The sequence below is a fragment of the Falsiroseomonas sp. E2-1-a20 genome (genome assembly GCF_051433195.1).
In the GTDB taxonomy this organism is placed as follows: Bacteria; Pseudomonadota; Alphaproteobacteria; order Acetobacterales; family Acetobacteraceae; genus Falsiroseomonas.
Genome location: NZ_JBHMFT010000010.1, coordinates 160,740 through 184,272, shown reverse-complemented (window position 1 = coordinate 184,272; position 23,533 = coordinate 160,740). Strand labels below are relative to the sequence as shown.

The window sequence follows — 23,533 nt, the reverse complement described above, 5'->3', positions numbered from 1 at the left end:
ATGTCGAAGATACCGAAAAGACCGATGCGGCCGCCGTGCCACGCTTCAGCCTGCGCAACAGCATCCCATGACGCGGCGAAGTGTTTAGGTGAGCGGTGAATACAGAGCAGACGTACCGAGGGATATTTGAGTGCGAGATGGTCTAAGTGCAGTGCGTAATCGGGTAGCTTGTCCCCAAAATGCGCTACTTGGCCTTCTGCAAGCTTCGCGTTTAATACCGCGAGGTTGCGACCCCTGTAGCTGGCAGGCGGCGCAGCAGAAAACTTAGTGCGGACCTGACCAACAAAATCGTTCTCCTGCGTGGCGAATTCCAAGCCCAAAGAGGCTTCATGAGCACAAAAGACACCGGGCAAAAGGTTCAATGCCTGCGTGAGTGCGGAGGTTCCTGATCGTGCGACACCACCGACCAGAAAGTTGAATGAAGTGTTTTGCATTTCCATCGTTACGTCCAGCCAGTAAGCCAAATTGACGTAAATGCGAGCTTGGCACAAGGCGCGTACTTCGCTTCACCGGACCTTCGCCCTGCGCCAACAGCAGAAGCGACGGCCGACACGCTGCAGCCGCATTCAGATTCTCCGTCGTGGCCATCCGCGGCGGTGGTGCCCGTTTGAAGCCGCATCCGGAGACGAGCGAGTAAGCGTGTGGGCTGAAATGTGGGCTGACATGCCGGACACCGGAAGAATTGAGGGTTATCAGATAGATCTACTCCGTCCAACGCTGAAGCTGTCATAGCCGAACTGCCGCAGCGCCAGGCCGAGGCGCGCGGCGAAGAACGCCTCGGTATGCGACAGCGGTTCGGCGGCTGTGGCGGGTGCCGCGGGGGCAGGTCGGGCCGGGAAGGCCTGCGGCTCCACCGCCTGGGCGCTCGGCGCCGGCAGGGGGCCACCCAGTGGCGGCGCGCGGCCGGCGGCCGCGTCGCGCAGGCGCTGCAGGATGTCCTGCTGCGCCTCGGCCGGCAGGTTCGGCACCTGCAGGCCGTTCGGCAGAAGGCCGTTTGGTATCAGGGCGGGCAGCGCCGGGGGGGCCAGGGCCATGCCGTCGCCGGCCGCCGGAAGCTGCGCGAGCGCGGGGAGCCCCAGGCCCAGCATGGCAAGGAGGAGCACGAGCCTTCGGCCAGGGCGCAACCCAAGGGTGAATGTGTTCTTCATAATTCAGCCTGGATGTAGCATAGGCACGTCATTCATGTCTGACCAATTCCCCCTCATCGGTGAATCCGGCACCACGAGCTGGCCGCGCCTGGCGCGGCTTTGGCTGACGCTGGATGCGGCCTGGCGGCTTGGTTCGCGCCCGGTGGGGCTGATCCTGCTGCACCGTGCGCGCCTTGCCGCCGGACTGCCGCAGCGGGCGCTGGCCGGGCCGCATCCCGTGGCCGGCCGCTTCCTGCCGGCCTCCGCCCCTGCCGCGCCACCGCTGGTGGACGGCGTGGCGGCGGCCGTCCTGGCCGCCACGGCGGCGCTGCCGGAGGCACCGGACTGGCACGGCCGCTACGACCCGATGGCACCGGCGCTCGGGATGGACCTGTTCGCCCGGGGCGATGTCCGCCCGGTGTGGGAGGCCAGTCGCTTCGCCGACATCCTGCTGCTGGCCCAGGCGGCGCGGCTCGATCCGGCCGGCGGCCACCTGGACCGGGCGGAGGCCCGCCTGCACGCCTGGTGCGCCGCGAACCCCGCCTTCCGTGGCCCGGCCTGGGCCTGCGGGCAGGAGGCGGCGCTGCGGGCGCTGTCGCTCGCGCTGGCGCTGGCCCTGCTGGACGCCGACCGCGACCCGCCCCGATCCCTGCCCCCGGCCGCCCGCGCCTTGTTGCGGCTGTGCGCCCGCCGCATCGCCGCGACGCCGGCCTATGCCGCGGCGCAGGACAACAACCACAGCCTGTCGGAGCCCGCCGGCGCCTATGCCTGCGCGCTGCTGCTGGGCGAGGCGCGGGCGGCGGCGTGGGCGGCGCGGCGCCTGGCGGCGGCGGTGGCGCGGCTGGTGGCGCCGGATGGCGGCTTCGCGCAGGTCTCGCCGGGCTATGCGCGGCTGGCGCTGGATGTGCTCTCGGTGGCCGAGGTCCTGCGGCGGCGCCGCGGCGCGCCGGACTTTCCCGCGCCCCTCGCCGCCCGCGCCGGCGCCCTGGCCGCCTGGCTGCACCGGCTGGTGGCGCCGGAGGATGGCTCGACGCCGCATCTGGGGGTGGAGGATGGCTCGGCCTTCGCCGATCTCGGCCTGCGTGGCCCGGCAGATGCGCGCGGCAGCGTCGAGCGCGCGGCCCGGCTGTTCGCCGGATGCGGCGCCGACCTGCCGGAGGATGCCGGCGCCGCCTGGCTCGGACTCGCCGCGCCGGCATCGCGGCTGGACCGCCCGGCGCGCTGGCGTGCCGACGGCAGCATGGGCTGGGCGGAGGCCGGCGCCACCGCAGTGCTGCGGACCGGCACCGATGGCCACCGCGGCAGGCTGCGCTACCGCCCGGCGCAGTCGGACCTGCTGCACCTGACGCTGCGCGACGGCCCGCGCGCCATCCTGCGCGATGCCGGAACCGGGTCCTACAACCCGCCCGAGCCCTGGTGGCCGGCGGCCCTGGCCTCCGCCGCCGCCCACAACGCCGTGGTGTTCGACGACACCGAGCCGATGCCGCGCCTCGGCCGCTTCCTGTTCGCCCGTTGGCCGCGCCTGTCGCCGCTGGCGGATGGCGCGGCGCGGCGCGATGCGGCCGGGCCGGGCCAGGCGCGGAAGGTGGCGGTGGCGGGGCGGTGCTGGACCGTGACGGACCACCTCTCCGGCCGCTTCGGCGGCGCCACGCTGCGTTGGCGCCTGCCGCCCGGGCCCTGGCGACTGCTGGCGGATGGCGCGACCGATGGCGCCATCCGCGTCGCGGTCGCCGCCGAACCAGCGGGCGCGCCACCGGCGTTTCGCCTGGAGCGGGGCTGGGAAAGCCCGGCCTACGGGCAGATCCGGGGCGCGACCCTTCTGCGGATCGACGCCGGCCGCAGCGTTTCGACCATCGTGACGCAGGTAACCCTGGCTCCATAACCATAGGTTGATTTTGGTTTAAATCTTTAACATCATGCGGTCCTGGAGAGGCCGTGCATGCCGCTGGAAATGCTCGTCGCTCAGCTTTGGGGACGCCGCTGGCGCGTGGTCCTGCTCGCGACCACCCTGGTCACCGCGGGGCTCCTGCTGCTGCTGTCCCTGCCGCGCAGCTTCGTGGCGGAGGCGCTGGTGGCGCCGTCGGAGACCACGGGCATCGCCACCTCCTCCCTGCTCTCGCCCTCCCCGGCATTTTCCGGGCTGCTGGACCCGCGGCCGACCGGCAATTTCGCGATCTATCTGGGCGCCCTGCGATCCGTGGAGGCGGCGGCGATGCTGGCCGAGGCGACGCCGCTGCTGGCGGGGCTGACGGCGCGCCGGGCGGAGGGCCTGGCCGGGCTGCTGCGCGAGGCCATGGCATGGCGGATCACCGCCGATCTCGACGACGCGCGCGGCTGGCTGGAGCGCAACCTGGCGGTGACCCAGACGCTGGGCGCCGTCACCTGGACCCTGGCGCTGGCGCATCCCGACCGCGACGAGGCGCTGGACATGCTGCGCCGCCTGCACGGCTTCGCCGAGGCCAAGGTGCGCGCGGACCTGGAGGAGATGGCGCAGCGCCGCATCGCCGCGCTGGAACTGCGGCTGGCCCGCGAAACCGACCTGTATCTGCGCCAGTCCCTGTACGAGATGCTGGCCCAGCAGCAGCGCGTCGGGCTGGTGGTGGCGGCGGATGAGGCGGTGGCGGCGCGCATCGTCTCCGCGCCCCGGGTGGAGTTGCGGCCCTCGCAGCCGAACCGGGCGCTGCTGGCCCTGCTGCTGCTGGTGACGGCGCCGATGGCCGCGGTGGCGCTGGTGGCGGCCGGGGTGCTGCTGCGGCTGGCGCCCACGCCGCAGCGCCACCCGCTGCATCTGGAGCCGGCCGAGTGATCGGCGCCTCCTCCCTGCTGGCCGGTGCGACAGGGGGCCTCGCCGCCGTGCTGCAGATGTCCGGGGCCTTGAAGACTGCGCCGCTTTTGGACGCACTGCCCTTCGACCTCACCACCGCCAGCCTCGCGCTGCTGTGCCCGGCGTTCGCGCTGCTGGCGGTGACGCGGCGCTGGATCGTCGCCCCGGCGCTCGCCCTGCCCGTCGCGGCGGCGGCGCTGCTGTGGCTGTGGCTGGTGCTGGCCGGGGCGTGGACGCCCTCCCGCCTGATGGCGGAGGCCAAGCTGCCGGAGGTTGCGCTCGTTGCCCCCGTCATGCTGGCCGCCGGCCTGCTGGTCGGCGCCGAGGATGCGGCGCGGCGCGGCTTCTGCCGCGCCTGCCTCGGCATCGGGCTGCTGCTGGCGGCGCTGATCGCCTGGGGCGCCTCGGCCGGCTGGGCCACGCTGGCGCGGGACCTGGTCCGGGGCACGGTGCATCACCAGCTCGCCGGGCTGGCGCTCGCCACGGCGGCGGCGCTGGCGGCCGTGGCAGCGGTGGAGGCGCGCGGCTGGCCGGCGCGGCTCGGCTGGTGGCTGGCGGTGGTGGCGCTGGCGCTGGCGGCGCTGCTGCCGGGCGGCCGCACCGCGCTGCTGGCGCTGCTCGCCGGCATCGCCATCGCGCCCGCGCTGCGGTTGCGCGGCGGCGCCGGGTTGGCCTGGGTGCTGGCCGTCCCGGCCGCCGCGGCGCTTGGCGGCCTCTGGCTGCTGCTGCACCCGGAACTGGCCGAGGGTCTGCGGACGCTGGAGCGCCTGACCGCCGAGCCCGCCGGGCTGGAGGCACGCCGCGCCCTGTGGGCCGAGGCGTTGCGCTGGGGCGGGGAGGCGGCGCCGTTCGGCCTCGGCACCGGCGGCTTCGGCATCGCCGCGGGCCACGGCGAATGGCGCGGCCGCTACCCGCACAACCATGCGCTGGAGGTACTGGCCGAGGCCGGGCTGCCCGGGCTGCTGCTGTGGCTCGGTGCCTTCGGCGGCGCCGTCCTGGTGATGTTTCGGCTGGCGCCCTTGGTGGCGCCGGCGCGGCTGGCGCGCATCGTGGCGCTGGTGCTGCCGGTGGCGCTGACCATCATGGTCTCGACCGACCTCGGCAACCGCATGGCCTGGTTCGCCCTCGGGCTGGCGCTGAGCCTGGCGGTGGTGGCGCGCCCGCCGCAGCCGGCATGGCTGGGGCATGCCGCCCATGTATGAGCGCTTCGGCAAGCGGCTGCTCGACGTCGTGGCGGCCTTGCTGCTGCTGCCGCTGCTGACGCCGGTCTTCCTGCTGGTGGCGCTGGCGGTGTGGCTGCGGCTTGGGCGGCCGCTGCTGTTCGTGCAGCCGCGCGCGGGCCTCCGGGGGCGGCCCTTCACCCTGCTGAAGTTCCGCTCCATGGCACCGGGCGCGGCGCCCGACTCGGAACGCCTGACCGGCTTCGGCCGCGCGCTGCGCGCCAGCGGGCTCGATGAACTGCCGCAACTGGTCAACGTGCTGCGCGGCGAGATGAGCCTGGTCGGGCCACGGCCGCTGCCGCTGGGCTACCTCGCCTTCTACTCCGCGCGGCAGGCGCAGCGGCTGCGGGTGCGGCCGGGCCTGCTCGGGCCGGGCGTCGCCGCCGGCCGCAACGCGGTGGCCTGGCCGCAGCGCCTGGAACTGGGCGCCGACTACGCGGCCGGCCCGTTGCGCCTCCGCCGCGACCTGATGCTGGCGGCGCGAAGCCTGCTGGTGCTGCTGCGCGGGCAGGGACATGCCGCGCCCGGCCATGCAACCATGCCACCATTGGAAGGACGCCCGTTACCACCCGACGGAGAGCTGAAGCGTCCCGAGGCGTGAAACAGCCGCGATCGGAGGTGGCTGCACATGGAAAGCTTGCGCCTTCGTTACCAATTCAACTTAAATGCTGAACCAGCACGGTAATGATCAACCCCATGGTTCATCCCGCGGCGCATCAGCAGGCCCTGGCCTCCATCCTGCCCTTCCCGGCCCGCCTGCCGCAGCCGCGCCTTCTGCTGTCCCCGCCGCATCTGGCGGGCAGCGAGCTGGAGGCGGTGCGCCGGACGCTGGACTCCGGCTGGCTGGCCCCGGCCGGACCCGCCCCCGCCGCCTTCGAGGCCGGCATCGCCGCCACCACCGGCTTCCCGCACGTCCTGGCCACCACCTCCGGCACCGCGGCGCTGCACCTGGGCTACCGCATGCTGGGCGTGGCGCCGGGCGACGAGGTCTGGGCGCCGGCGATGACCTTCGTGGCCACGGTGGCGCCGGCGGTGCAGATGGGCGCGACCCCGCGCTTCCTGGACGTGACGCCGACCGGCTGGAGCCTGGACCCCGGCCTGCTGGCGGAGGAGTTGGCGCGGGCCGCGCGCCGGGGCCGGCTGCCGCGCGTGGTGGTGCCGGTGGATCTGTATGGCCAGTGCTGCGACCTCGATGCCATCATCGCCGCCTGCGACCGCTGGGGCGTGCCGGTGATGTGCGACAGTGCCGCCGCGATGGGCGCGACGCAGCGCGGCGGGCGCCATGCCGGGCACGGCGCGCTGCTCGCGGTGTTCTCCTTCAACGGCAACAAGATCGTCACCGCCGGCGGCGGCGGGGCGCTGGCCAGCGACGATCCCGCGCTGATCGCCCGCGCCCGCCACCTGGCGGGCCAGGCGCGGGAGCCGGGGGCGCATTACCAGCATGAGACCACGGGCTACGCCTACGGCCTGTCCTCCGTGCTCGCGGCGCTGGGCCTGGCGCAGCTGGCGGTGCTGCCGGCCCGCGTCGCGCGCCGCCGGGCGATCTTCGATTCCTATGCGGAGGGGCTGGGCGACCTGCCGGGCCTCGGCTTCATCGCCGAGCCGGCCTGGGGCCGCGCCAATCGCTGGCTGAGCGTGGCGCTGGTCGACCCGGCCGGCTTCGGCGCGGACCGCGAGCACCTGCGCCGTGCGCTGGAGGCCGCAGGCGTGGAAAGCCGCCCGGCCTGGAAGCCGCTGCACCTGCAGCCGGCATTCCGGGACGCGCCGCAGGCCGGCGGCGGGGTGGCGGCGGCCCTGTTCGAGCGTGGCCTGTGCCTGCCCTCCGGCAGCGCCATGACCGCCGCGGACCAGGACCGCGTCATCGAGGCGGTGCGCCACTGTGCGCGCTTCTGAAGGCGCCACCACCGCCGCCGAGGGGCGCATCGGGCCGGAGCCGCCCGGCGGACTGCGCATCCTGTACCTGCACCAGCATTTCTCCACTCCCGCCGGCGCCACCGCCACCCGCGCCTACCACCACGCCGCCGCCCTGGCCGCCGCCGGGCATGCGGTGACGCTGGCCTGCGGGCGCTACGCGGGGGCCGTCAGCGGCCTGTCCGGCCCCTTCGCCCGCGGCCGCCGCAGCGGGCCGGTCGCGGGGTTCGAGGTGGTGGAGTTCGACATTCCCTGCGGCAACGCCCAGCGCCTGCCGGCCCGCGCACACGCCTTCCTGCGCTTCGCCGCCCGCGCCACGCGGCTGGCGCTGGAGCGTCCGGGGGGACGCGGTTGGGACCTGGTGCTCGCCTCCTCCACCCCGCCCACCGTCGCCATTCCGGCACTGTTCGCCCGCCGGCTGCGCGGCACGCCCTTCATCTTCGAGATCCGCGATCCCTGGCCGGAACTGCCCGATGCCCTGTCCCGCGGCGCCATGGCGCAGGGCGGGCGCGGCGTGCCCGGCGCGGTGCTGTCGGCGCTCGGCCTGCTGGCCGACGCTGCCTGCCGGCGCGCCGCCTCGGTGGTGGCGCTGACCGATGGCATGGCGCGCACGGCGCTCGACCGCGGCGCCGATCCGGACCGTGTGCGGGTGTTGCCGCAGGGCGCCGACCTGGTGCTGTTCCACCCGGCGACGCCGCCCTGGCGCCCGCCCGAGATCGGGCCGGCGGAAATCCTGGCGGTCTATGCCGGCGCGCATGGCCCGGCGAACGGGCTCGGCCAGTTGCTGGAGGCCGCCGCCCGCCTGCGCGGCACCGGCCTGCGGCTGGTGCTGGTGGGCGAGGGGGCGGAAAAGCCGGCGCTGATGGCCCGCGCCGCCGCGGAACGCCTGCCGGTCAGCTTCCTCGACCCGCTGCCCAAGCCGCATCTGGCCCGGCTGCTGGCGGGTGCCGACATCGGGCTGCTGTGCCTGGCGCCGGTGCCGGAATTCGCCGAATGGACGGCGCCGAACAAGCTGGCGGAAGCCCTCGCCTCAGGGCTGCCGGTGGTGGCCAACGTGCCGGGCCGCGCCGCCCGGCTGCTGGCGGAAAACGGCTGCGGCCTGTCGGTGCCGCCGGGCGATGCGGATTCGCTGGCAGCGGCGCTGCTGGCGATGGCGATGGACCCGCCGAGGCGGGCGGCGATGGCGCGCGCCGCCCGCATCGTCGCCGAACGGCAGTTGGACAGCCGCCGGATCGCCGCGCGGCTGGTCGCGGTGGTGGAGGCGGTGGCCGGGCATGTGCCGCGCAGGGTCGCGGCGAGCGGGCCGGGAAGCCTGGGGCCGGGAAGCCTGGGACCGGGAAGCCTGGGACCGGGAAGCCTGGGGCCGGGAAGCATGGGGCCGGGAAGCATGGGCGGTTGAGCCTGGTCCTGATGCTCTCGGCCGCCCACCCGGCCACCGATGTGCGGATCGTCGCCAAGGAGGGGGCGGCGCTGGTGGCGGCCGGCTTCCGGGTGCGGCACCTGGCGCCGGGCGATGCGGCGCCGGAGACGTTGCACGGGGTGGGGCTCGAGACCTTCGGGCCGCCGCGTGGCTGGCTCGGCCGCCTGCGGGGCATCCCGGCCCTGGCGCGGCGGGCGGCGGCGGCGCGGCCGGCGGTGATCCATGCGCATGAGCCGGATAGCTGGCTCGCCGGGCTGCTGGCGGCGCGGCGCTGCGGCGCGCGGCTGGTGCTGGACGTGCACGAGCACTACCCCTCCCGCCTCGACGCAAGGCTGCCGGCGCCGCTGCGGCCGCTGGCGCGCGCGGCGCTGCGCGGCGCCTGCCGGGTGCTGGCGGCGCGGGCGGATGCGGTGGTGGTGGCGAAGGACGGGCTGGCCGGGGATTACGGCGGCGCGGCGCGCTGCACGCCGGTGCGCAACTACGCGACGCCGGTGGCGGTGGCGCCGCGGCGGCACCGTGCCGGGCCGGTGACCCTGCTGCATCTCGGCGCGCTCGGGGCATCCCGCGGGGCGCTGCTGATGCCGGCGCTGCTGGCCGGCCTGCCCAACGCCCGGCTGTGCCTCATCGGCCGCTTCACCGATGCCAGCGAGCCGGATTTTCGGGCGCGGGCGCAGGCGCTGGGGGTTGCCGGGCGCATCGCGCGGCATGGCTGGATGGACCGCGACGCGGCGGTGGCCCTGGCGGCGGCGTGCGACATCGGCCTGGTGCTGTTCCAGCCGGGGGTCGAGAACCATCGGCTGGCGCTGCCGCACAAGCTGTTCGACTGCATGCTGGCCGGCCTGCCCGTCATCGTGCCCGACTTCGCCGGGGAAGTGGCGGCGGTGGTGGCGGAGGCCGGCTGCGGGCTGGCAGTGGACGTGACCGATGCGGCGGCGCTGGCCGCGGCGGTGCAATCCCTGGCCGACCCCGCGCTGCGCGCCGCGATGGGCGCGCGCGGCCGGGACGCGGCGCTGCGGCGCTTCGGCTGGGCGCCGGAGGCGGCGCGGCTGGTGCGGCTGTACCGCCGGCTGCTGGCCGTGCCGGAAGCCTATTCGGCCGGGCGCAGCTTGGCGCCTCCATCGCCTGCACCCTGAGCGGCGCCATGGCCCGGCGCCTTGCGCACCAGCCAGCGCCAGACCCCGGCGGCGTTCAGCACCAGCAGCACCAGGTTGGTCAGGCCAAGCTGGCTTTCCTGTTCCATCTGCGCCGCCACCAGCCAACAGGCGGAGCCGGTCGCCAGCACGGCAAAGCCCCAGCCGGTGGCGCGCCGCCCGAGATCGGCCGCCGTCATCCCCGCGCCGAGGATGGTGCAGCCCGTCGCCAGCCACTTGAACATGTCGGCCGCCCCGGCCCCGAACAAACTCATCCGCCCGCCTCGTCTGGTACGGGTGGCGAACGCCGGGAGGTGCGTTGCGTTCGTTGCCTCAGCCGGTGACGGCGTAGCCTTCGCCGGTGATCGCCGCGGCCAGGTCCGCTCGGCTCAGGCTGGTTTCCGCCTTCACCCGGCCGGCCGCCAGGTCCACCTCGACCTTCGCCGCCGGGTCGCGCGCCTGGATCGCGGTGGTGACGGCGCGGGCGCAGTGGCCGCAGGTCATGCCGCTGACGTGCAGGTCCTGGGTCATCGGCGCACCCCTTCTAGTTCCGCAAGAATCGGGCAATCCGGCCGGTCGTCGCCGCCGCAATGCTGCGCCAGGTGGCGCAGGCTCTCGGCCACCGCTTGCAGCGAGGCGGCCTTGGTCTCCAGCGCCGTCACATGGTCCATCGCCATGCGCTTCACGTCGGCGCTGGCGCGGGACCGGTCGCGCCACAGGGCCAGCAGCCGGCGGATATCCTCCAGCGGGAAGGCGAGGTCGCGGGCGTGGCGGATGAAGCGCAGCACCGCGACATCCTGCGGGCCATAGGCGCGGTAGCCGTTCGGCCGGCGCTGCGCGTCGATCAGCCCGATCGCTTCGTAGTGGCGGATCATCTTGGCGGAGACGCCGGACTGCGCCGCGGCCTCGCCGATGTTCATGCCGCTGGCTCCGGCGTGGCGGGACCGCGCCAGCGGGCCAGCAGCAGGGCGTTCGCCAGCACCGAAACCGAGGACAGCGCCATGGCCGCCCCCGCCAAGGCCGGCGACAGCAGGCCGAAGGCCGCCAGCGGGATCCCGATCAGATTGTATGCGAAGGCCCATGCCAGATTCTCCTTCAGCTTGCGGTAGGTTCTGCGAGTGATGTCGAGCGCGGCCGGCACCAGCGCCGGGTCGCCGCGCATCAGCGTGATTCCGGCCGCCGCCATGGCGACATCGGTGCCGGTGCCCATGGCGATGCCGAGGTCGGCCGCCGCCAGCGCCGGGGCGTCGTTCACGCCATCGCCGACCATGGCGATGCGCAAGCCTTCGCGCTGCCAGGCCTGGATGTGCTCCAGCTTGTCCTGCGGCAGGACCTCGGCGGCGACACGGGTGATGCCGACGGCGCGGGCGGCGGCCTCGGCGGCGGGCTGGTTGTCGCCGCTGAGCAGCGCGACCTGCAGCCCCATGCCGCCCAGCGCGGCGACGGCGCCGGCGGCGCCCGGCTTCAGCGCATCCTCGAAGGCGAGCAGCGCCAGGACGTCCCGCGCCTCGGTGTCCAGCAGCCAGGCGAGGCTGCGGCCGGACGCGGCCTCCGTTGCCGCGCGCGCCGCGAGTTCGCCCGGCTCGGCGCCGGATTCCACCAGCAGGCGCGGGCTGCCGAGCGCCAGGCGGCGGCCCTGCACCACGCCTTCGACGCCGCGGCCGGGCAGGGCGCGGAAGCTTTCGGCGGCGGCGACCTTGTCCGTGCCGGCCTCCAGCACCGCGCGGGCCAGCGGGTGCTCGCTGCCGGATTGCAGGGCGGCGGCGAAAGCCAGCGCAGCCTCCGCCGTCATGCCGGGGGCCGGGTGCAGCGCGGCGAGGCGCGGGCGGCCCTCGCTCAGCGTGCCGGTCTTGTCGAAGGCGACCAGGGTGATGCGCTGGCCGCGCTCGATCGCCTCCGCGTCGCGCACCAGGATGCCGGCGCGGGCGGCGGCGCCGGTGCCGGCCATGATGGCGGCGGGCGTGGCGAGCCCCAGCGCGCAGGGGCAGGCGATGACCAGCACGGCGACCGCGTTCAGCAGCGCCACCTCGAACCCCGCGCCGGCCAGCAGCCAGAAACCGAGCGTCGCCAGGGCGATGACGATCACCACCGGTACGAAGATCGCGGAAATCCGGTCGACCAGCTTCTGCACCGGCGCCCGGCTGGCCTGCGCGGCGGAGACCAGGGCGGCGACGCGGGCCAGCGTGGTCTCGGCACCCACCGCCGTGGTGCGCAGCACCAGGCGGCCATCCAGCACGACGGTGCCGGTGGCAAGCTTGCTGCCCGGTGTCTTCTCGACCGGCCGGCTTTCGCCGGTCAGCGCGCTTTCATCGAGCCCGGCCTCGCCCTGTTCGACCAGGCCATCCACCGGCACACGCTCCCCCGGGCGCAGCACGACCAGGTCGCCCGGCATGACGGAGGCCGCCGGCACCTCCCGCTCCGAGCCATCGTCGGCCAGCAGGCGCGCGGTGCGGGGGCGCAGGTCGAGCAGGGCGCGCAGCGCGGCGCCGGTGCCGCGGCGGGCGCGGGCTTCCAGGTGCTTGCCGAGCATGACGAACAGGATGACGACCACCGCCGCCTCGAAATACAGCGCGTGCGCGTGGCCGCCGCCGTGCTGCAGCAGCAGGAAAAAGGACAGCAGGAAGGCGCTGGTGGTGCCGATGGCGACCAGCAGGTCCATGTTGCCGGTGCCGGCGCGCAGCGCACCCCAGGCGGCGCGGTAGAAGCGCGCGCCGAACCAGAACTGCACCGGCAAAGCGAGCGCCAGTTGCAGCCAGCCATTCGGCATCCAGTCCTGGCCCAGCGGCATGCCGAGCATGCCGACCAGGAAGGGCGCCGCCAGCAGCCCGGCGACCAGCAGGTCCCGCTTCTCGCGCCGCAGCTTTGCCGCCGCGGCATCCTCCGCGGCCTCCGGCGCATCCTCCAGCGCGGCGAGGCGATAGCCGGCGCGGGACAGCGCCGCGGCCAGGACGGCGTCCTCCACCGGCAGCAGCAGGCGCAGGCTGACGCGTTCCGAGGCCAGGTTCACCGAGGCTTCCGCCACGCCTGGCACCGCCCGCAGCGCGCGTTCCACGCGGCCGGCGCAGCTGGCGCAGGTCATGCCCTCCACGCCGATCTCGCGCCGCGTCTGCGGCACCGCATAGCCGGCGGCCTGGATGGCGGCGGCGAGCGCTTCGGGCGGGGCGGTGCCGGTGACGCGGACCTGCTCGGCGGCGAGGTTCACCTGCGCCTCCGTCACCCCCGGCACGCCGTGCAGCGCGCGTTCCACCCGGCCGGCGCAGCTGGCGCAGGTCATGCCCTCGATGGGCAAGGTGAGGCGGGTGGGGGCGGCGACGGGCGCCTCGGGCATCAGGGCGGTGCTTTCCATGTCCAGGCAGGTGGGGTTTCCCACAATGGGAAGGTCAAGGGGTGCATCAGGCGACCGGAAGAATGCCCGAGCGGTGGGCAAATTCATTGATCCAGCGCAGGTTCGCGGCCGCCCGTTTGACCTGCGCCCATTGACCTGCGCCCGTTGACCTGCGCCCGGCCCGGCCCGACATCGCCGGCATCATGAATCAAACCCTGCGCGCCCTGCTGCTGCTTCCCGCCCTGGCGCTCGCGCCGCTCCCGAGCCCGCTGGCCGCTCCCGCCTGGGCCCAGTCGGCGCCCAATGCGGCCGCACCTGATCCGGCGGAGCCGGTGCGCATCGTCAACCGCACCGGCCAGGCGGCCACGGCGCTGCATGCCGTGCGCAGCGGGCGGACCGATTGGGGCGGCAACCTGCTGAACCGCGGCCCGCTGCCCACCAACGCCGCCTTCGCCATGCGTCCCGGCGCCGAGGCCGGCTGCCGCTTCGACATCCGCCTGGTGCTCGCCGATGGGCGGGAGGCCCTGGCGCGCAACCAGGACATCTGCACGACGCCGCGGGTGGAGCTTTACACCGCCGCGGCACCGGCGGCCGCCGCGACGCCGCCGGCCACGCCTCAGGTGGCCGCCGCGCGGCCGAACGCGAATGCCCGCCGCGTCAGCACCGGCACCGGCTTCCTGGTGGCGCCGGGCCTGGTGATGACCAACCAGCATGTGGTGGGCGGCTGCGACCGCATCCTGGCGCGCATGCCGGGTGGCGCCTGGCTGGCCGCGGTGCCGCCGGCGCGGGTGGACCGGGCGCTGGACCTGTCCGTGCTCAGCATCCCCGGCGCCAACGGCCCGGCGCTGGAATTCCGCAACGCGCCGACGCTGCGCCGTGGCGAGGGCGTGGTGGCCTACGGCTTCCCGCTGAGCAACCTGCTCTCGGCCGACCCGAAGCTGACCCGTGGCGAGGTCAATGGCCTGGCCGGCATCCGCAACGACCCCAACACCATCCAGATCAGCGCCGAAGTACAGCCCGGCAATTCCGGCGGGCCGCTGCTGGACATGCAGGGCCATGTGGTGGGCGTGGTGGTGGCGAAGCTGGACAGCCGCCGCGTGCAGAACGTGGACAACGTGAACTTCGCGGTGCGGGGCGAAGCCGCGCAGGCCTTCCTGCGCCGCGCCGGAATCTCCTTCCGCACCGCCGAGAGCCGCGGCGCGGAGCTCAGCGCCGCCGATGTCGGCGACATCGCCCACCGCGCCACCGTGCTGCTGCGCTGCGAGGGCTGACCGGAACTTCGCGCCAGCGGCGCGTTCAGGTCCGCACGCGTGAGCAGCGTGGTGGAGGGCGACCCCGATGAGCTTCCGATGGCTTTGCCTGCCCGCGGCGTCGCTGCTGCTGGCTGCATCCCCGGTGTCTACATCCCAGGTCCTGGCCCAGGAGGAAGGGGCGACCCCCGGGACCGGTGCGCCCTTCTCGGTCGGCGATACCTTCACCCAGGGTGCCGGCGACTTCCAGTTCGAATTGGAGGGCGGCTTCGCGCGAAGCCGGGACGGCCGTGACCTCTTCGATGCCGGGCCGACGCTGAAATACGGCGTGACGGACCGGCTGGAGCTCAGCCTGGGCGGCGGCTACGGCTTTGGTGACGACGGCGGCGCCAACCAGGGCAGCGTCGCGCCGGCGGTCACCTACCGGCTGCTGGACCAGGCAGGCTGGGTGCCAAGCGTCGCCGTCTTCGCCGGGGCGAACCTGCCCTTCGGGCCGGGGCATGGCGGCATCGCCACCGATCTCGGCGCCGTCGCCAGCTGGATCACCGGCAGCGGCCCCGGCGCCTTCGGACTGCATTTGACGGGAAGCTGGGTGGCGCGGCCCGATCCCGAGCCGGGGGAGCGACGCCACGGCCATGTGCTGGGCGCCGCCATCAGCCATGTCGTCGCGCCGGAGACGTTGCTGGTCGCCGGCTATGTCGAGGAGAGCCAGGACAGGGGGGAGCAGGCGCAGCGCTTTGCCGAGGCCGGCTTCTCCCGCACCCTTTGGGGCAACACATCCCTCGGTGTCGCCGCCGGGGCGGGGCTGAACGATGATTCGGCCCGCTACCGGCTGCGCGCCGCGCTGATCTACAGCCTGCCGGCGGGCAGGTAGCGCAGGCTACCGGCTCCAGCCGCCGACCTGCGACAGCTCCGCCCGCGCCTCCGCCGCCGTCATCGTCTCGATGCCGAATTCGCGCAGGATGCGCACCGCGCGTTCCACCAGCACGGTGTTGCTGACGGCCAGCTCGCCCTTGTTCAGGTAGATGTTGTCCTCCAGCCCGACGCGGACATGGCCGCCGAGCAGCCAGGCCTGCGCCAGCATGGGGAATTCCATGCGGCCGATGGCGAAGGCGGCCCAGGGGCTGCCGGCGGGGATGATGGACTTCGCGTAGTGCAGCGTCTCCGGCGTCCAGTCGAAGCCCCAGCGGATGCCCATGCAGACCTGGAACAGGCAGGGCCCCTTCAGCACGCCCTGCTGCATCAGGTTTTTTGCCAATGCGATGTCGCCGCTGTCGAACACTTCGAGTTCCGGGATGGTGCCGACCGAGTAGATGAGTTCGGCCATCCGGGTGATCGACCAGGGCGCGTTGATGACCACGCCGCTGCCCGACCACATGGTGTTCATGTCGAGCGTGGCGATTTCCGGCTTCAGCTCCACGATATGCGCGACGCGGGCTTCCGGGGCGATCAGCGTGCTGCCCTCCGCCGCCTGGCGCGGATTGTCGCGGGAGGGCACGAAGCGGCCGCCGGGGCCGGTGGTGAGGTTGATGACCACGTCGGTGCCGGAGGACCGGATGCGGTCCATCACCTCCCGGTACAGCGGGATCTCCATGCTGGGGCGGCCCGTTTCCGGGTTGCGCACATGGATGTGCGCGATGGCGGCGCCGGCCTTGGCGCAGTCGATGGCGGCGTTGGCGATCTGCTCCGGCGTGATCGGCAGGTGCGGGGTCTGTTCCGGGGTGGTGATGTTGCCGGTGACGGCGCAGGTGAGCATGACCTTGCGGCGCATTGCGTTATTCTCCCTTGGGGCCGAAGGCCGGCCTGCCGCGCGTGATGTCGAGGAAGCGCGTGACCGTCACCTTCTCGAACAACCCGGCCTTTGCAAAGGGGTCCCCGGACGCGAAGGCCTCGGCCGCGGCGCGGTCCGGCACGTCGACGATGAAGACGGAGCCGATCGGCGTCTCCGCCTCATCCGTCACCATGGGGCCGGACAGCTTGAGGTCGACGGGGCTGGCGCGGAGGTAGGCGCGATGCGCCTCGTAATGCGCGGCGCGGATGCCGGCGCCCTCGGCGACCTGGGTGCATTGGATCAGGAACAACATGCGGGCGGCGCCTTTCGGGTCGGTGTCCCGCAGGATCGCATGCCCGGTGGCGTGGCGGAAATCGTGCCGGCAGGGCAGGATGGGGCGCCGCCCCACCCTGCACAGGATTCCGCATGCCGCTGATCGTCGCGCAGATTTCCGACTCGCACCTCGGCCCACGCACCACCGTGTTCCAGGCCAACATGGCCCGGATCGAGGCCGTGCTGCATGCGGCGCCGCCGCAGGCGCTGGTGGCCAGCGGCGACGTATCCCTGGATGGCGCCGACCGTGACGCGGACCTGTCCTTCGCTGCCGCGGCGCTGCGCCGCATGGCCGGCGCGGTGCCGCTGCTGGTGCTGCCGGGCAACCACGATGTCGGCAGCGACATCCGCAGCATGCCGACGCAGCCGGTGGACGCCGCCCGCATGGCGCGCTGGGCGGCGGAATTCGGGCCGGACCGCTTCGTGCTGGACCTCGATGGCCCGGGCGGCGAGGCCTGGCGCCTTCTCGGCCTGAACACCGAGATCATGGGCACCGGAATGGCCGAGGAAGCCGCCCAGGCGGCCTGGCTGGCGCAGGCGCTGGAGGGTCTTGGCCGGCGTCGCATCGCTGCCTTCCTGCACAAGCCCGCCTTCATCGGCGGCATGGACGACCCCTTCGACTACTGGTCCGTGCCGCCGGAGGGCCGCTTCGCCCTGGCGCCGCTGCTGGCGCATCCGGCCTTGCGGCTTGTGGCCTCCGGCCATTTGCACATGCACCGCATGGAACGGCGGGGCGAGGTGGTCTTCGCCTGGTGCCCGCCGGCCTCCTTCGTCTGCGAGCCGGAGATCCAGCCGGGGGTGCCGGATGGCGACCGCATCGGCGGCTTCCTGCGGCACACGCTGCATGCGGACCATGTGGAGACCGAGCTGGTGGCCCCGGCCGGCCTGCGGGCGCCGTACCTGGAGGAGGTGCGGGCGGAGAGCTATCCGCGGCAGGACTGAACCCGCAGATGTATTTCGCACGGTTTCACGCAACCTGCGGTGTCTTTTTCGCGGGGCGATGGCGGCGTAGACCCGCATGGTTACATCCGCGAAAGAATCATGTCGCAAGACCGGCAGCCGCGATCCGAATTCCTGGGGCTGCACGACCCCTATCGCGCGCCGGAGCCTGACGTCCAGGCGGCGCCGCGCCCGAAGGCGGGGCCGCTGGTGGACCGGGAGAAGGCCGGCGAACTGGTGCGGGCCGGCGGCATGCTGATGGCGCTGTTCATCCTGATCGCGGTCGTGATCACCGCCCTCAGCTGACATCGCCGGGCAGCTTGATGCCGGTCAGTGCCTGCCACACACGGATGACGAAGCCATCATCCGCGCGGCCATGGCCCATGGCGCTGGCCGCGGTGAACAGCTGCTGCGCCTGGCTGGCCAGCGGCACCGGATGGTCCAGCCCACGCGCCATCTGCGTCACCAGGCCGAGGTCCTTGACGAAGATGTCCACCGCGCTGCGCGGGGCATCGTCGCCCGTCAGGACGCGCGCCATGCGGTTCTCGAACATCCAGGAATTGCCGGCGGCGCTGGTCACCACGTCATACAGCTTCTGCGGGTCCGCGCCGGCGCGGATGCCGAGCGCCATCGCCTCCGCCGCCACGGCGATGTGCACCCCGGCCAGAAGCTGGTGCACCACCTTGACGGTGGCGCCGATGCCGGGCGCCTCGCCCAATTCCCACACCTTGGTGGCGACCGCGTCCAGCACCGGCTTCGCCTTGGCGAAGGCGGCGGCGCTGCCGGAGGCCATGACGGTCATCTCGCCCGACGCCGCCTTCGCGGCGCCGCCGGAGACGGGGGCATCGAGGTAGCGGAAGCCCGCTTCCTCCGCCCGCGCCGCCAGCCGCCGCGCATCGTCCGGGCCCATGGTGGCGGAGGCGATGATGACGGCGCCGGGCGCGAGCCGCGGCGCGCAGCCCTGCGGGCCGAACAGCGCGGCCTCGGTCTGCGCCGCGTTCACCACCAGGATCTGCACCGCCTCCGTGCCCTGCGGCAATTCGGCGGCGCTGGCGAAGGCCTGGCCGCCGGCCGTGGTGAAATCCGCGCGCGCCTTGTCGGAGAAATCGCAGCCGGCGGTCGCCAGCCCCGCGCGCAGGCAGGACAGCGCCGCCCCCATGCCCATGGCCCCAAGGCCGATCACCGCCACGCGCATCGTTGCATCCTCCACCGTCCCGCCACGCTGGCCGGATGGGCGGTTCAGCGCAAGACGAGCATCAGGATCTGCACCAGGGCGGAGACCACCAGCAGGATGATGACGATGCGGGACAGGGTGGACATCGGGGGCATCGGCCGCAGGTGGCTATGGCGGGGTCGGGATCAAGTCCCGCAGCAATGCCTTGAGCGCGGGCGCCGTGGCCGCATGGCGGGCCAGCAGCGCGGCCTCATGCGCGCGGGCCTCCGAGATCAGTTCGTCGGACAGCGCCTGGCCCTGGTCGGTCAGGGCGATGCGGGTCTCGCGGCCGGTGCGGGCGCGGCGCACCAGGCCGTCTGCCGCCATGCGGTCCAGCAGCTTGGACATGGTGGGCTGCTGCATCAGGCAGATTCTGGCCAACTCCCCCACCGGCCTCGGCTGACCCGACAGGCTGGCGAGGACGCGCCAGGCGGGAACCGCAACGCCGCGCGACTTCAGCCGCGCGTGGAAAGCCGCCGAGGCGGCGTGCGAGGCGCGCGCCAGCAGGGCCAGAAGGTAATCCTCGACGAAAGGCGGCGGCGCGGCCATGGCTGAACATATGACTTTTCATGTGTGGGTGCCAGCGCTAGGCTTTTGGCATGCGTGATGACCGGATCGAGCCGCAGTGGATCGAGGCCTTCGAGGCCGTGCTGCGGCTTTGTGCCGCGCAGCCGGGGGAGGCGGTCTGCCTGCTGTCCGAAAGCCAGTCGCGGCGGCTGAACATCGACCTGGCGGAACTGGCCGCACATCGGCTCGGCTGCCGGCCGTTCCGGCTGGAGGTGCCGACCCCGCGGCAGGCGGCGCCGGTGCCGGTGCGCTCCACCGGCGCGTCGCGGGCGCTGGCCGGGCATCCCTCGGTGCTGGCGGCGCTGGGTGCGTCCTCGCTCGTGATCGACCTGACCTGCGAGGGGCTGCTGCACGCGCCGGAGCTGAAGCCGATCCTGGCGAGCGGCGCGCGCGTGCTGATGGTCAGCGACGAGCACCCGGACATCCTGGAACGCCTGGTGCCGCGCCCGGAGGATGCCGCGCCGGTGAAGGCCGCGGTGAAGCGCCTGCGTGCCGCGCGTCGGATGCGCGTGACCAGCGCGGCGGGCACCGACCTGGCGGTGGAGATGGCGGGGGCGACGAGCGCCGGCGTCTGGGGTTTCACGGATCGGCCCGGCACCATCGCCCATTGGCCGGGCGGCGTGGTGGTGTCCTTTCCCGCCGCGGGCAGCGTGAACGGCACGCTGGTGCTGGCGCCGGGCGACGCGAACCTGACCTTCAAGCGCTATGTCGAAACGCCGGTGCGGCTTGCGCTGCGCGACGACCACGTGGTGGCGGTGGAAGGCGAGGGCCTCGACGCCATCCTGATGCGGGAGCATCTGGCCGCCTGGGGCGACAAGGGCGCCTACGCCGTCAGCCATGTCGGCTGGGGGATGAATCCGCGGGCGCGGCGGGAGGCGCTGCTGTTCCATGACCGCCGCGACCTGAACGGCACCGAGCTGCGCGCGGCGGCCGGGAACTTCCTGTTCTCGACCGGCGCCAATGAATTCGCCGGACGCTTCACGGAGGGGCATTTCGACCTGCCCGTCTTCGGCTGCACCATCACGCTGGACGACGTGCCCGTGGTCATCGAGGGGAGGCTGGTTGCATGAGCGTTGTCCTGTTGCACGGCATCGGCGGACCTTCCTGGGGCGACATGGTGCCGGGGGCGCTGGACTGGCCGATGCCGGGTTTCTGCGGGACCGCGCCACTGCCAAGGATGACGTTTCCCGCATTGGCGGAGGCGCTGCTGGCGGAGCTGGATGCGCAAGGCATCGAAAGCGCTACGCTGGTCGGCCATTCGATGGGCGGCATGCTGGCGCAGGAATTCGTGGCGCGCTTCCCGGACCGCGTGGCGCGGCTGGTGCTGGTCGGCACGACGCCGGCCTTCGGCGGGCGCGACCCGTCCTTCGCCGAGCAGTTCCTGGCGGCGCGGCTCGGGCCGCTGGAGGGGCGCAGCATGCAGGATGCCGCACCGGAACTGCTGGACGGCATGCTGCCCGCCGATGCGCCGCCGGATGCGATGCCGCGGGCGCTGGAGGCGATGCGTGCGATTCCGGCGGAGGTGTATCGCGACACGCTGCGCTGCCTCACCACCTTCGACCGCCGCGGCGACCAGGCCCGCATCGCCGTGCCGACGCTGCTGATCGCCGGCGAGCGCGACCAGGCTGCGCCGCTGAAGACCATGCAGCGCATGGCGGAGACGATCCCGGGCGCACGGATCGTGGTGATCCCGGGCGCCGGCCACCTGATCCACCTGGAAGCACCGGACGAATTTCGGGCCGCGCTGCTGCCCTTCCTCGCGGAGTGATGCCGATGGACGCGCTGCCTCCGACACTGGCCGCCGACGCGCCGATCTTCGACGCCAAGGCGTTCCGGCTGACGCCGTTCGAGGCGGACCTCACCGCGAAGGCGCGCAGCTTCGGCGCGCGCGTGCTGGCGCCGCGCGCGGCGGGCTGGGACCGGGAGGCGACCTTTCCCAGCGACAACTACCGCGACATGCACGCCGAGGGGCTGCTCGGCATCTGCATCCCGGCGGAGGAAGGCGGGCTCGGCGCGGATTTTCGTGCGTACTGCCTGACGGCGGCCGAACTCGGTCGCTACTGCGGTGCGACGGCGCTGACCTGGAACATGCATGTGTGCAGCACGCTGTGGACCGGTGCGCTCACCGAAGATCTGGAGATGGATGAGGCGACGCGCGCCGAACACCGGCGGCGGCGGCGGCTGCACTACGACACGATCCTGCGTGACGGCAGGATCTTCTCGCAGCCCTTCTCGGAAGGCGGCGCTGCGGCGGCGGGCGCGGCGGCCTTCGGCACCACGGCGAAGCGCGTCGAGGGCGGCTTCCTCGTGAACGGCAAGAAGATCTTCGCGAGCCTGGCCGGCCATGCCGACACCTACGGCATCCTCTGCACGGAGATGCGCGAGGGCGAGAAGCCATCGCGGAGGAACACGCTGTATCTCGGCGTGCCGGCCGATGCGCCGGGTGTTTCCGTGAACGGGGAGTGGGACCCGCTCGGCATGCGCGGCACCGTCTCCCGCACCCTGATCTTCCAGGATGTGTTCGTGCCGGAGGATGCGGCGCTGATGCCGCCGGGCCTGTATTTCCAGGCGGCGATGCGCTGGCCGCACATGTTCCTGACGCTGTCGCCGACCTACATGGGCCTCGCCCAGGCGGCCTACGACTTCTGCATCCGCTACCTGCGCGGCGAACAGCCAGGCACGCCGCCGGTGAAGCGTCGCATGTACCCGACCAAGCAGATCGCGGTGGCGCAGATGCGCGTGATGCTGGAGCAGACCAAGGCACTGTGGTTCCAGGCTATCACCGAGGCCGGGCCCGATCCGAGCAAGGACCAGATGCTGCGCGCGCTGGCCGCGCAGCACACGGTGATGGAGAACGCCCAGGCCATCGCCAGCCTCGCCATCCGCACCTGCGGCGGCCAGGCGATGCTGAAATCCTTGCCGCTGGAACGCATTTTCCGCGATAGCCGCTGCGGCGCACTGATGCTGCCCTGGACGGCGGAACTCTGCATCGACCGCATCGGCCGCGATGCGCTGTACGAGAAGGGCGAGACGGACGAGGCACCGTGAAGCACTGGCTGTCCGCGCATCCGCCGGCAAGCCTCGCGCTGCGTTTCGAGGGCGCGGCGATCACCTACGGCGCGCTGGATGCGCGGGCGCGGGCGATGGCGGCGGCGATGTGGGCGCGCGGCGTGCGCGCGGGCGATCGTGTCGGCTTCCTCGGCCAGAACCATCCGGCGCAGATCGCGCTGCTGTTCGCCTGCGCGCGGCTGGGCGCCATGCAGGTACCGCTGAACTGGCGGCTCGCCGCGCCGGAGTGGCGCTTCATCCTGGAGGATGCCGGCACAAGGCTGCTGCTGGCGACGCCGGACATGCTTTCGGCCGCACGCGCGGTGGAGGCCGCGGCGTTGGACGCCACGACGCTGCACGACGACGCATCGCCGCCCGATGCGGGGGGTGACGGGGCGCCGATCCTGCTGGTCTACACCAGCGGCACCACCGGCCGGCCGAAGGGCGCGGTGCTGGACCAGGCGGCGCTGCACGCCAATGCGCTGAGCGCGCGCCACGCCTTCGCCATTACGCCGGAGGATCGCGTGCTGACGGTGCTGCCGCTGTTCCATGTCGGCGGCCTGAACATCCAGACCACGCCCGCCCTGCAGGCCGGTGCCGAGATCATCCTGCACCCGCGCTTCGACCCGGATGCCGTCTTCGACAGCCTCGCCCGCGACCGCCCGACCCTGACCCTGCTGGTGCCCGCGGTGATGCAGGCGCTGGTTGCGCATCCGCGCTGGGCCGGCGCCGACCTGTCCAGCCTGCGCGCCATCGGCGCCGGCTCCTCCGACGTGCCGCTCCCGCTGATCGAGGCCTTCCATGCGCGCGGCATTCCCGTGCAGCAGGTCTATGGCGCCACCGAGACCTGTCCCATCGCCATCATCCAGGACCGGGCGGAGGCCTGGGCCGCGCCTGGCTCGCTCGGCCGCCCGGCACTGCATGCTGAGGCGCGCATCGCCGGCGGCGGCGCGGAAGGCGAGATCCTGGTGCGCGGCCCGGCCACGCTGCGGGCCTATTGGCCCGATGTGCCGGCGCTGGATGCGGAGGGCTGGTTCGCCACCGGCGATGTCGGCCGCATCGACCCGGAGGGTCGTTGGTGGTTCACGGATCGCCTGAAGCACGTGATCATCTCGGGCGGGGAGAACATCTACCCGGCCGAGGTCGAGCGCCTGCTGCGGACCGCCCCGGGCGTGGCGGAAGGCGCCGTTATCGGCCGCCCCGATCCGCGCTGGGGGGAGGTGCCGGTGGCCGTGGTGGTGCCCGGCCCGGGCTTCGATGCCGCGCGGGTGCTGGCGCATTTCGAGGGGCAGATCGCCCGCTTCAAGATCCCCCGCGCCGTGGTCACCCTGCCCGCGCTGCCGCGTACGGCGCTCGGCAAGGTGGAGGTGGCGCGGCTGCGGGAGATGGTGGCGACGCTGGCGCGGCCCCCTCACCCAACCTTCAACGCAGCGCGTCGAACTCCCTGAAGCAGGG

At 73.3% G+C, this 23,533-nt stretch carries 26 protein-coding genes; 15 read left to right on the top strand and 11 right to left on the bottom strand.

Annotated features, from left to right (window positions below; all coding sequences use genetic code 11):
- Both ACFHPP_RS14570 and ACFHPP_RS14565 read right to left on the bottom strand, forming a co-directional pair.
- The coding region (locus ACFHPP_RS14570) for a sulfotransferase (protein WP_437163971.1) at positions 1–440 on the bottom strand (440 nt) is incomplete at its 3' end.
- A gap of 252 nt (positions 441–692) precedes the next feature.
- The gene (locus ACFHPP_RS14565) at positions 693–1,103 is read right to left on the bottom strand and encodes a hypothetical protein (protein WP_437163970.1); all 411 of its coding nucleotides are present in this window, start codon (positions 1,101–1,103) and stop codon (positions 693–695) included.
- Between the two features lie 79 nt (positions 1,104–1,182).
- Here ACFHPP_RS14565 and ACFHPP_RS14560 point away from each other — a divergent pair, with 79 nt between their 5' ends.
- From ACFHPP_RS14560 to ACFHPP_RS14530, 7 genes are all read left to right on the top strand, one after another.
- Positions 1,183–3,009 (top strand): heparinase II/III domain-containing protein, encoded by a 1,827-nt coding sequence (locus ACFHPP_RS14560; RefSeq protein WP_437163969.1) that lies wholly within the window; start codon positions 1,183–1,185, stop codon positions 3,007–3,009.
- A gap of 57 nt (positions 3,010–3,066) precedes the next feature.
- Positions 3,067–3,933, top strand: coding sequence for a hypothetical protein (locus ACFHPP_RS14555; protein ID WP_437163968.1), 867 nt, complete (start codon positions 3,067–3,069; stop codon positions 3,931–3,933).
- Positions 3,930–5,153 (top strand): O-antigen ligase family protein, encoded by a 1,224-nt coding sequence (locus tag ACFHPP_RS14550; protein WP_437163967.1) that lies wholly within the window; start codon positions 3,930–3,932, stop codon positions 5,151–5,153. The genes ACFHPP_RS14555 and ACFHPP_RS14550 overlap by 4 nt, the downstream gene beginning before the upstream one ends.
- Positions 5,137–5,772 (top strand): sugar transferase, encoded by a 636-nt coding sequence (locus ACFHPP_RS14545; protein WP_437163966.1) that lies wholly within the window; start codon positions 5,137–5,139, stop codon positions 5,770–5,772. The genes ACFHPP_RS14550 and ACFHPP_RS14545 overlap by 17 nt, the downstream gene beginning before the upstream one ends.
- Positions 5,773–5,867: 95 nt before the next feature.
- Entirely contained in the window at positions 5,868–7,064 is a 1,197-nt protein-coding gene (locus ACFHPP_RS14540) for a DegT/DnrJ/EryC1/StrS family aminotransferase (protein WP_437163965.1), read from the top strand.
- Complete coding sequence (locus ACFHPP_RS14535; RefSeq protein WP_437163964.1) at positions 7,051–8,481, top strand: glycosyltransferase family 4 protein; 1,431 nt, start codon at positions 7,051–7,053, stop codon at positions 8,479–8,481. The genes ACFHPP_RS14540 and ACFHPP_RS14535 overlap by 14 nt, the downstream gene beginning before the upstream one ends.
- Complete coding sequence (locus ACFHPP_RS14530; RefSeq protein WP_437163963.1) at positions 8,478–9,635, top strand: glycosyltransferase; 1,158 nt, start codon at positions 8,478–8,480, stop codon at positions 9,633–9,635. Before ACFHPP_RS14535 ends, ACFHPP_RS14530 begins: the two co-directional genes overlap by 4 nt.
- On the opposite strand, the gene ACFHPP_RS14525 is transcribed toward ACFHPP_RS14530, so the two are convergent.
- From ACFHPP_RS14525 to ACFHPP_RS14505, 5 genes are all read right to left on the bottom strand, one after another.
- Complete coding sequence (locus tag ACFHPP_RS14525; protein ID WP_437163962.1) at positions 9,590–9,907, bottom strand: hypothetical protein; 318 nt, start codon at positions 9,905–9,907, stop codon at positions 9,590–9,592. The genes ACFHPP_RS14530 and ACFHPP_RS14525 overlap by 46 nt on opposite strands.
- Positions 9,908–9,965: 58 nt before the next feature.
- Positions 9,966–10,163, bottom strand: a complete 198-nt coding sequence (locus ACFHPP_RS14520) for a heavy-metal-associated domain-containing protein (protein ID WP_437163961.1) — start codon at positions 10,161–10,163, stop codon at positions 9,966–9,968.
- Positions 10,160–10,552 carry a Cu(I)-responsive transcriptional regulator gene (cueR, locus tag ACFHPP_RS14515; protein ID WP_437163960.1) on the bottom strand — a complete coding sequence of 131 codons (393 nt, stop codon included), beginning with the start codon at positions 10,550–10,552 and terminating at the stop codon, positions 10,160–10,162. The genes ACFHPP_RS14520 and cueR overlap by 4 nt, the downstream gene beginning before the upstream one ends.
- Positions 10,549–12,960: a heavy metal translocating P-type ATPase gene (locus tag ACFHPP_RS14510; protein ID WP_437163959.1), complete on the bottom strand. Its 2,412-nt coding sequence runs from the start codon at positions 12,958–12,960 to the stop codon at positions 10,549–10,551. The genes cueR and ACFHPP_RS14510 overlap by 4 nt, the downstream gene beginning before the upstream one ends.
- Before the next feature lie 64 nt (positions 12,961–13,024).
- The gene (locus tag ACFHPP_RS14505) at positions 13,025–13,162 is read right to left on the bottom strand and encodes a hypothetical protein (protein WP_437163958.1); all 138 of its coding nucleotides are present in this window, start codon (positions 13,160–13,162) and stop codon (positions 13,025–13,027) included.
- Between ACFHPP_RS14505 and ACFHPP_RS14500 the strand changes: the two genes are divergently transcribed.
- Together ACFHPP_RS14500 and ACFHPP_RS14495 are read left to right on the top strand one after the other, a co-directional pair.
- On the top strand, positions 13,161–14,228 hold the full coding sequence (locus ACFHPP_RS14500) for a S1C family serine protease (RefSeq protein WP_437163957.1): 1,068 nt from the start codon (positions 13,161–13,163) through the stop codon (positions 14,226–14,228). The genes ACFHPP_RS14505 and ACFHPP_RS14500 overlap by 2 nt on opposite strands.
- A 67-nt stretch (positions 14,229–14,295) precedes the next feature.
- Positions 14,296–15,081: a hypothetical protein gene (locus ACFHPP_RS14495; RefSeq protein ID WP_437163956.1), complete on the top strand. Its 786-nt coding sequence runs from the start codon at positions 14,296–14,298 to the stop codon at positions 15,079–15,081.
- Positions 15,082–15,087: 6 nt separating this feature from the next.
- On the opposite strand, the gene ACFHPP_RS14490 is transcribed toward ACFHPP_RS14495, so the two are convergent.
- Both ACFHPP_RS14490 and ACFHPP_RS14485 read right to left on the bottom strand, forming a co-directional pair.
- The gene (locus ACFHPP_RS14490; RefSeq protein ID WP_437163955.1) at positions 15,088–15,978 is read right to left on the bottom strand and encodes a 3-keto-5-aminohexanoate cleavage protein; all 891 of its coding nucleotides are present in this window, start codon (positions 15,976–15,978) and stop codon (positions 15,088–15,090) included.
- Between the two features lie 4 nt (positions 15,979–15,982).
- Positions 15,983–16,387, bottom strand: coding sequence for a YciI family protein (locus ACFHPP_RS14485; protein WP_437163954.1), 405 nt, complete (start codon positions 16,385–16,387; stop codon positions 15,983–15,985).
- Positions 16,388–16,404: 17 nt separating this feature from the next.
- Between ACFHPP_RS14485 and ACFHPP_RS14480 the strand changes: the two genes are divergently transcribed.
- Both ACFHPP_RS14480 and ACFHPP_RS14475 read left to right on the top strand, forming a co-directional pair.
- Positions 16,405–17,253 (top strand): metallophosphoesterase family protein, encoded by an 849-nt coding sequence (locus tag ACFHPP_RS14480; RefSeq protein ID WP_437163953.1) that lies wholly within the window; start codon positions 16,405–16,407, stop codon positions 17,251–17,253.
- A 99-nt stretch (positions 17,254–17,352) separates the two neighbouring features.
- On the top strand, positions 17,353–17,556 hold the full coding sequence (locus ACFHPP_RS14475; RefSeq protein WP_437163952.1) for a hypothetical protein: 204 nt from the start codon (positions 17,353–17,355) through the stop codon (positions 17,554–17,556).
- Here the strand turns inward: ACFHPP_RS14475 and ltnD are convergent.
- Positions 17,549–18,445, bottom strand: coding sequence for an L-threonate dehydrogenase (gene ltnD, locus ACFHPP_RS14470; protein WP_437163951.1), 897 nt, complete (start codon positions 18,443–18,445; stop codon positions 17,549–17,551). The two genes, ACFHPP_RS14475 and ltnD, sit on opposite strands and share 8 nt — an antisense overlap.
- A gap of 147 nt (positions 18,446–18,592) precedes the next feature.
- The gene (locus ACFHPP_RS14465) at positions 18,593–19,012 is read right to left on the bottom strand and encodes a MarR family winged helix-turn-helix transcriptional regulator (protein WP_437163950.1); all 420 of its coding nucleotides are present in this window, start codon (positions 19,010–19,012) and stop codon (positions 18,593–18,595) included.
- Positions 19,013–19,062: 50 nt separating this feature from the next.
- Here ACFHPP_RS14465 and ACFHPP_RS14460 point away from each other — a divergent pair, with 50 nt between their 5' ends.
- From ACFHPP_RS14460 to ACFHPP_RS14445, 4 genes are read left to right on the top strand one after another with little or no spacing between them, the layout of a single operon-like run.
- Positions 19,063–20,100 (top strand): 2,5-dihydroxypyridine 5,6-dioxygenase, encoded by a 1,038-nt coding sequence (locus ACFHPP_RS14460; RefSeq protein WP_437163949.1) that lies wholly within the window; start codon positions 19,063–19,065, stop codon positions 20,098–20,100.
- Positions 20,097–20,798, top strand: a complete 702-nt coding sequence (locus tag ACFHPP_RS14455; protein WP_437163948.1) for an alpha/beta fold hydrolase — start codon at positions 20,097–20,099, stop codon at positions 20,796–20,798. Before ACFHPP_RS14460 ends, ACFHPP_RS14455 begins: the two co-directional genes overlap by 4 nt.
- Positions 20,799–20,803: 5 nt before the next feature.
- Positions 20,804–22,078, top strand: a complete 1,275-nt coding sequence (locus ACFHPP_RS14450; protein WP_437163947.1) for an acyl-CoA dehydrogenase family protein — start codon at positions 20,804–20,806, stop codon at positions 22,076–22,078.
- Positions 22,075–23,526 (top strand): AMP-binding protein, encoded by a 1,452-nt coding sequence (locus ACFHPP_RS14445; RefSeq protein WP_437163946.1) that lies wholly within the window; start codon positions 22,075–22,077, stop codon positions 23,524–23,526. The genes ACFHPP_RS14450 and ACFHPP_RS14445 overlap by 4 nt, the downstream gene beginning before the upstream one ends.
- Positions 23,527–23,533 lie beyond the last annotated feature (7 nt).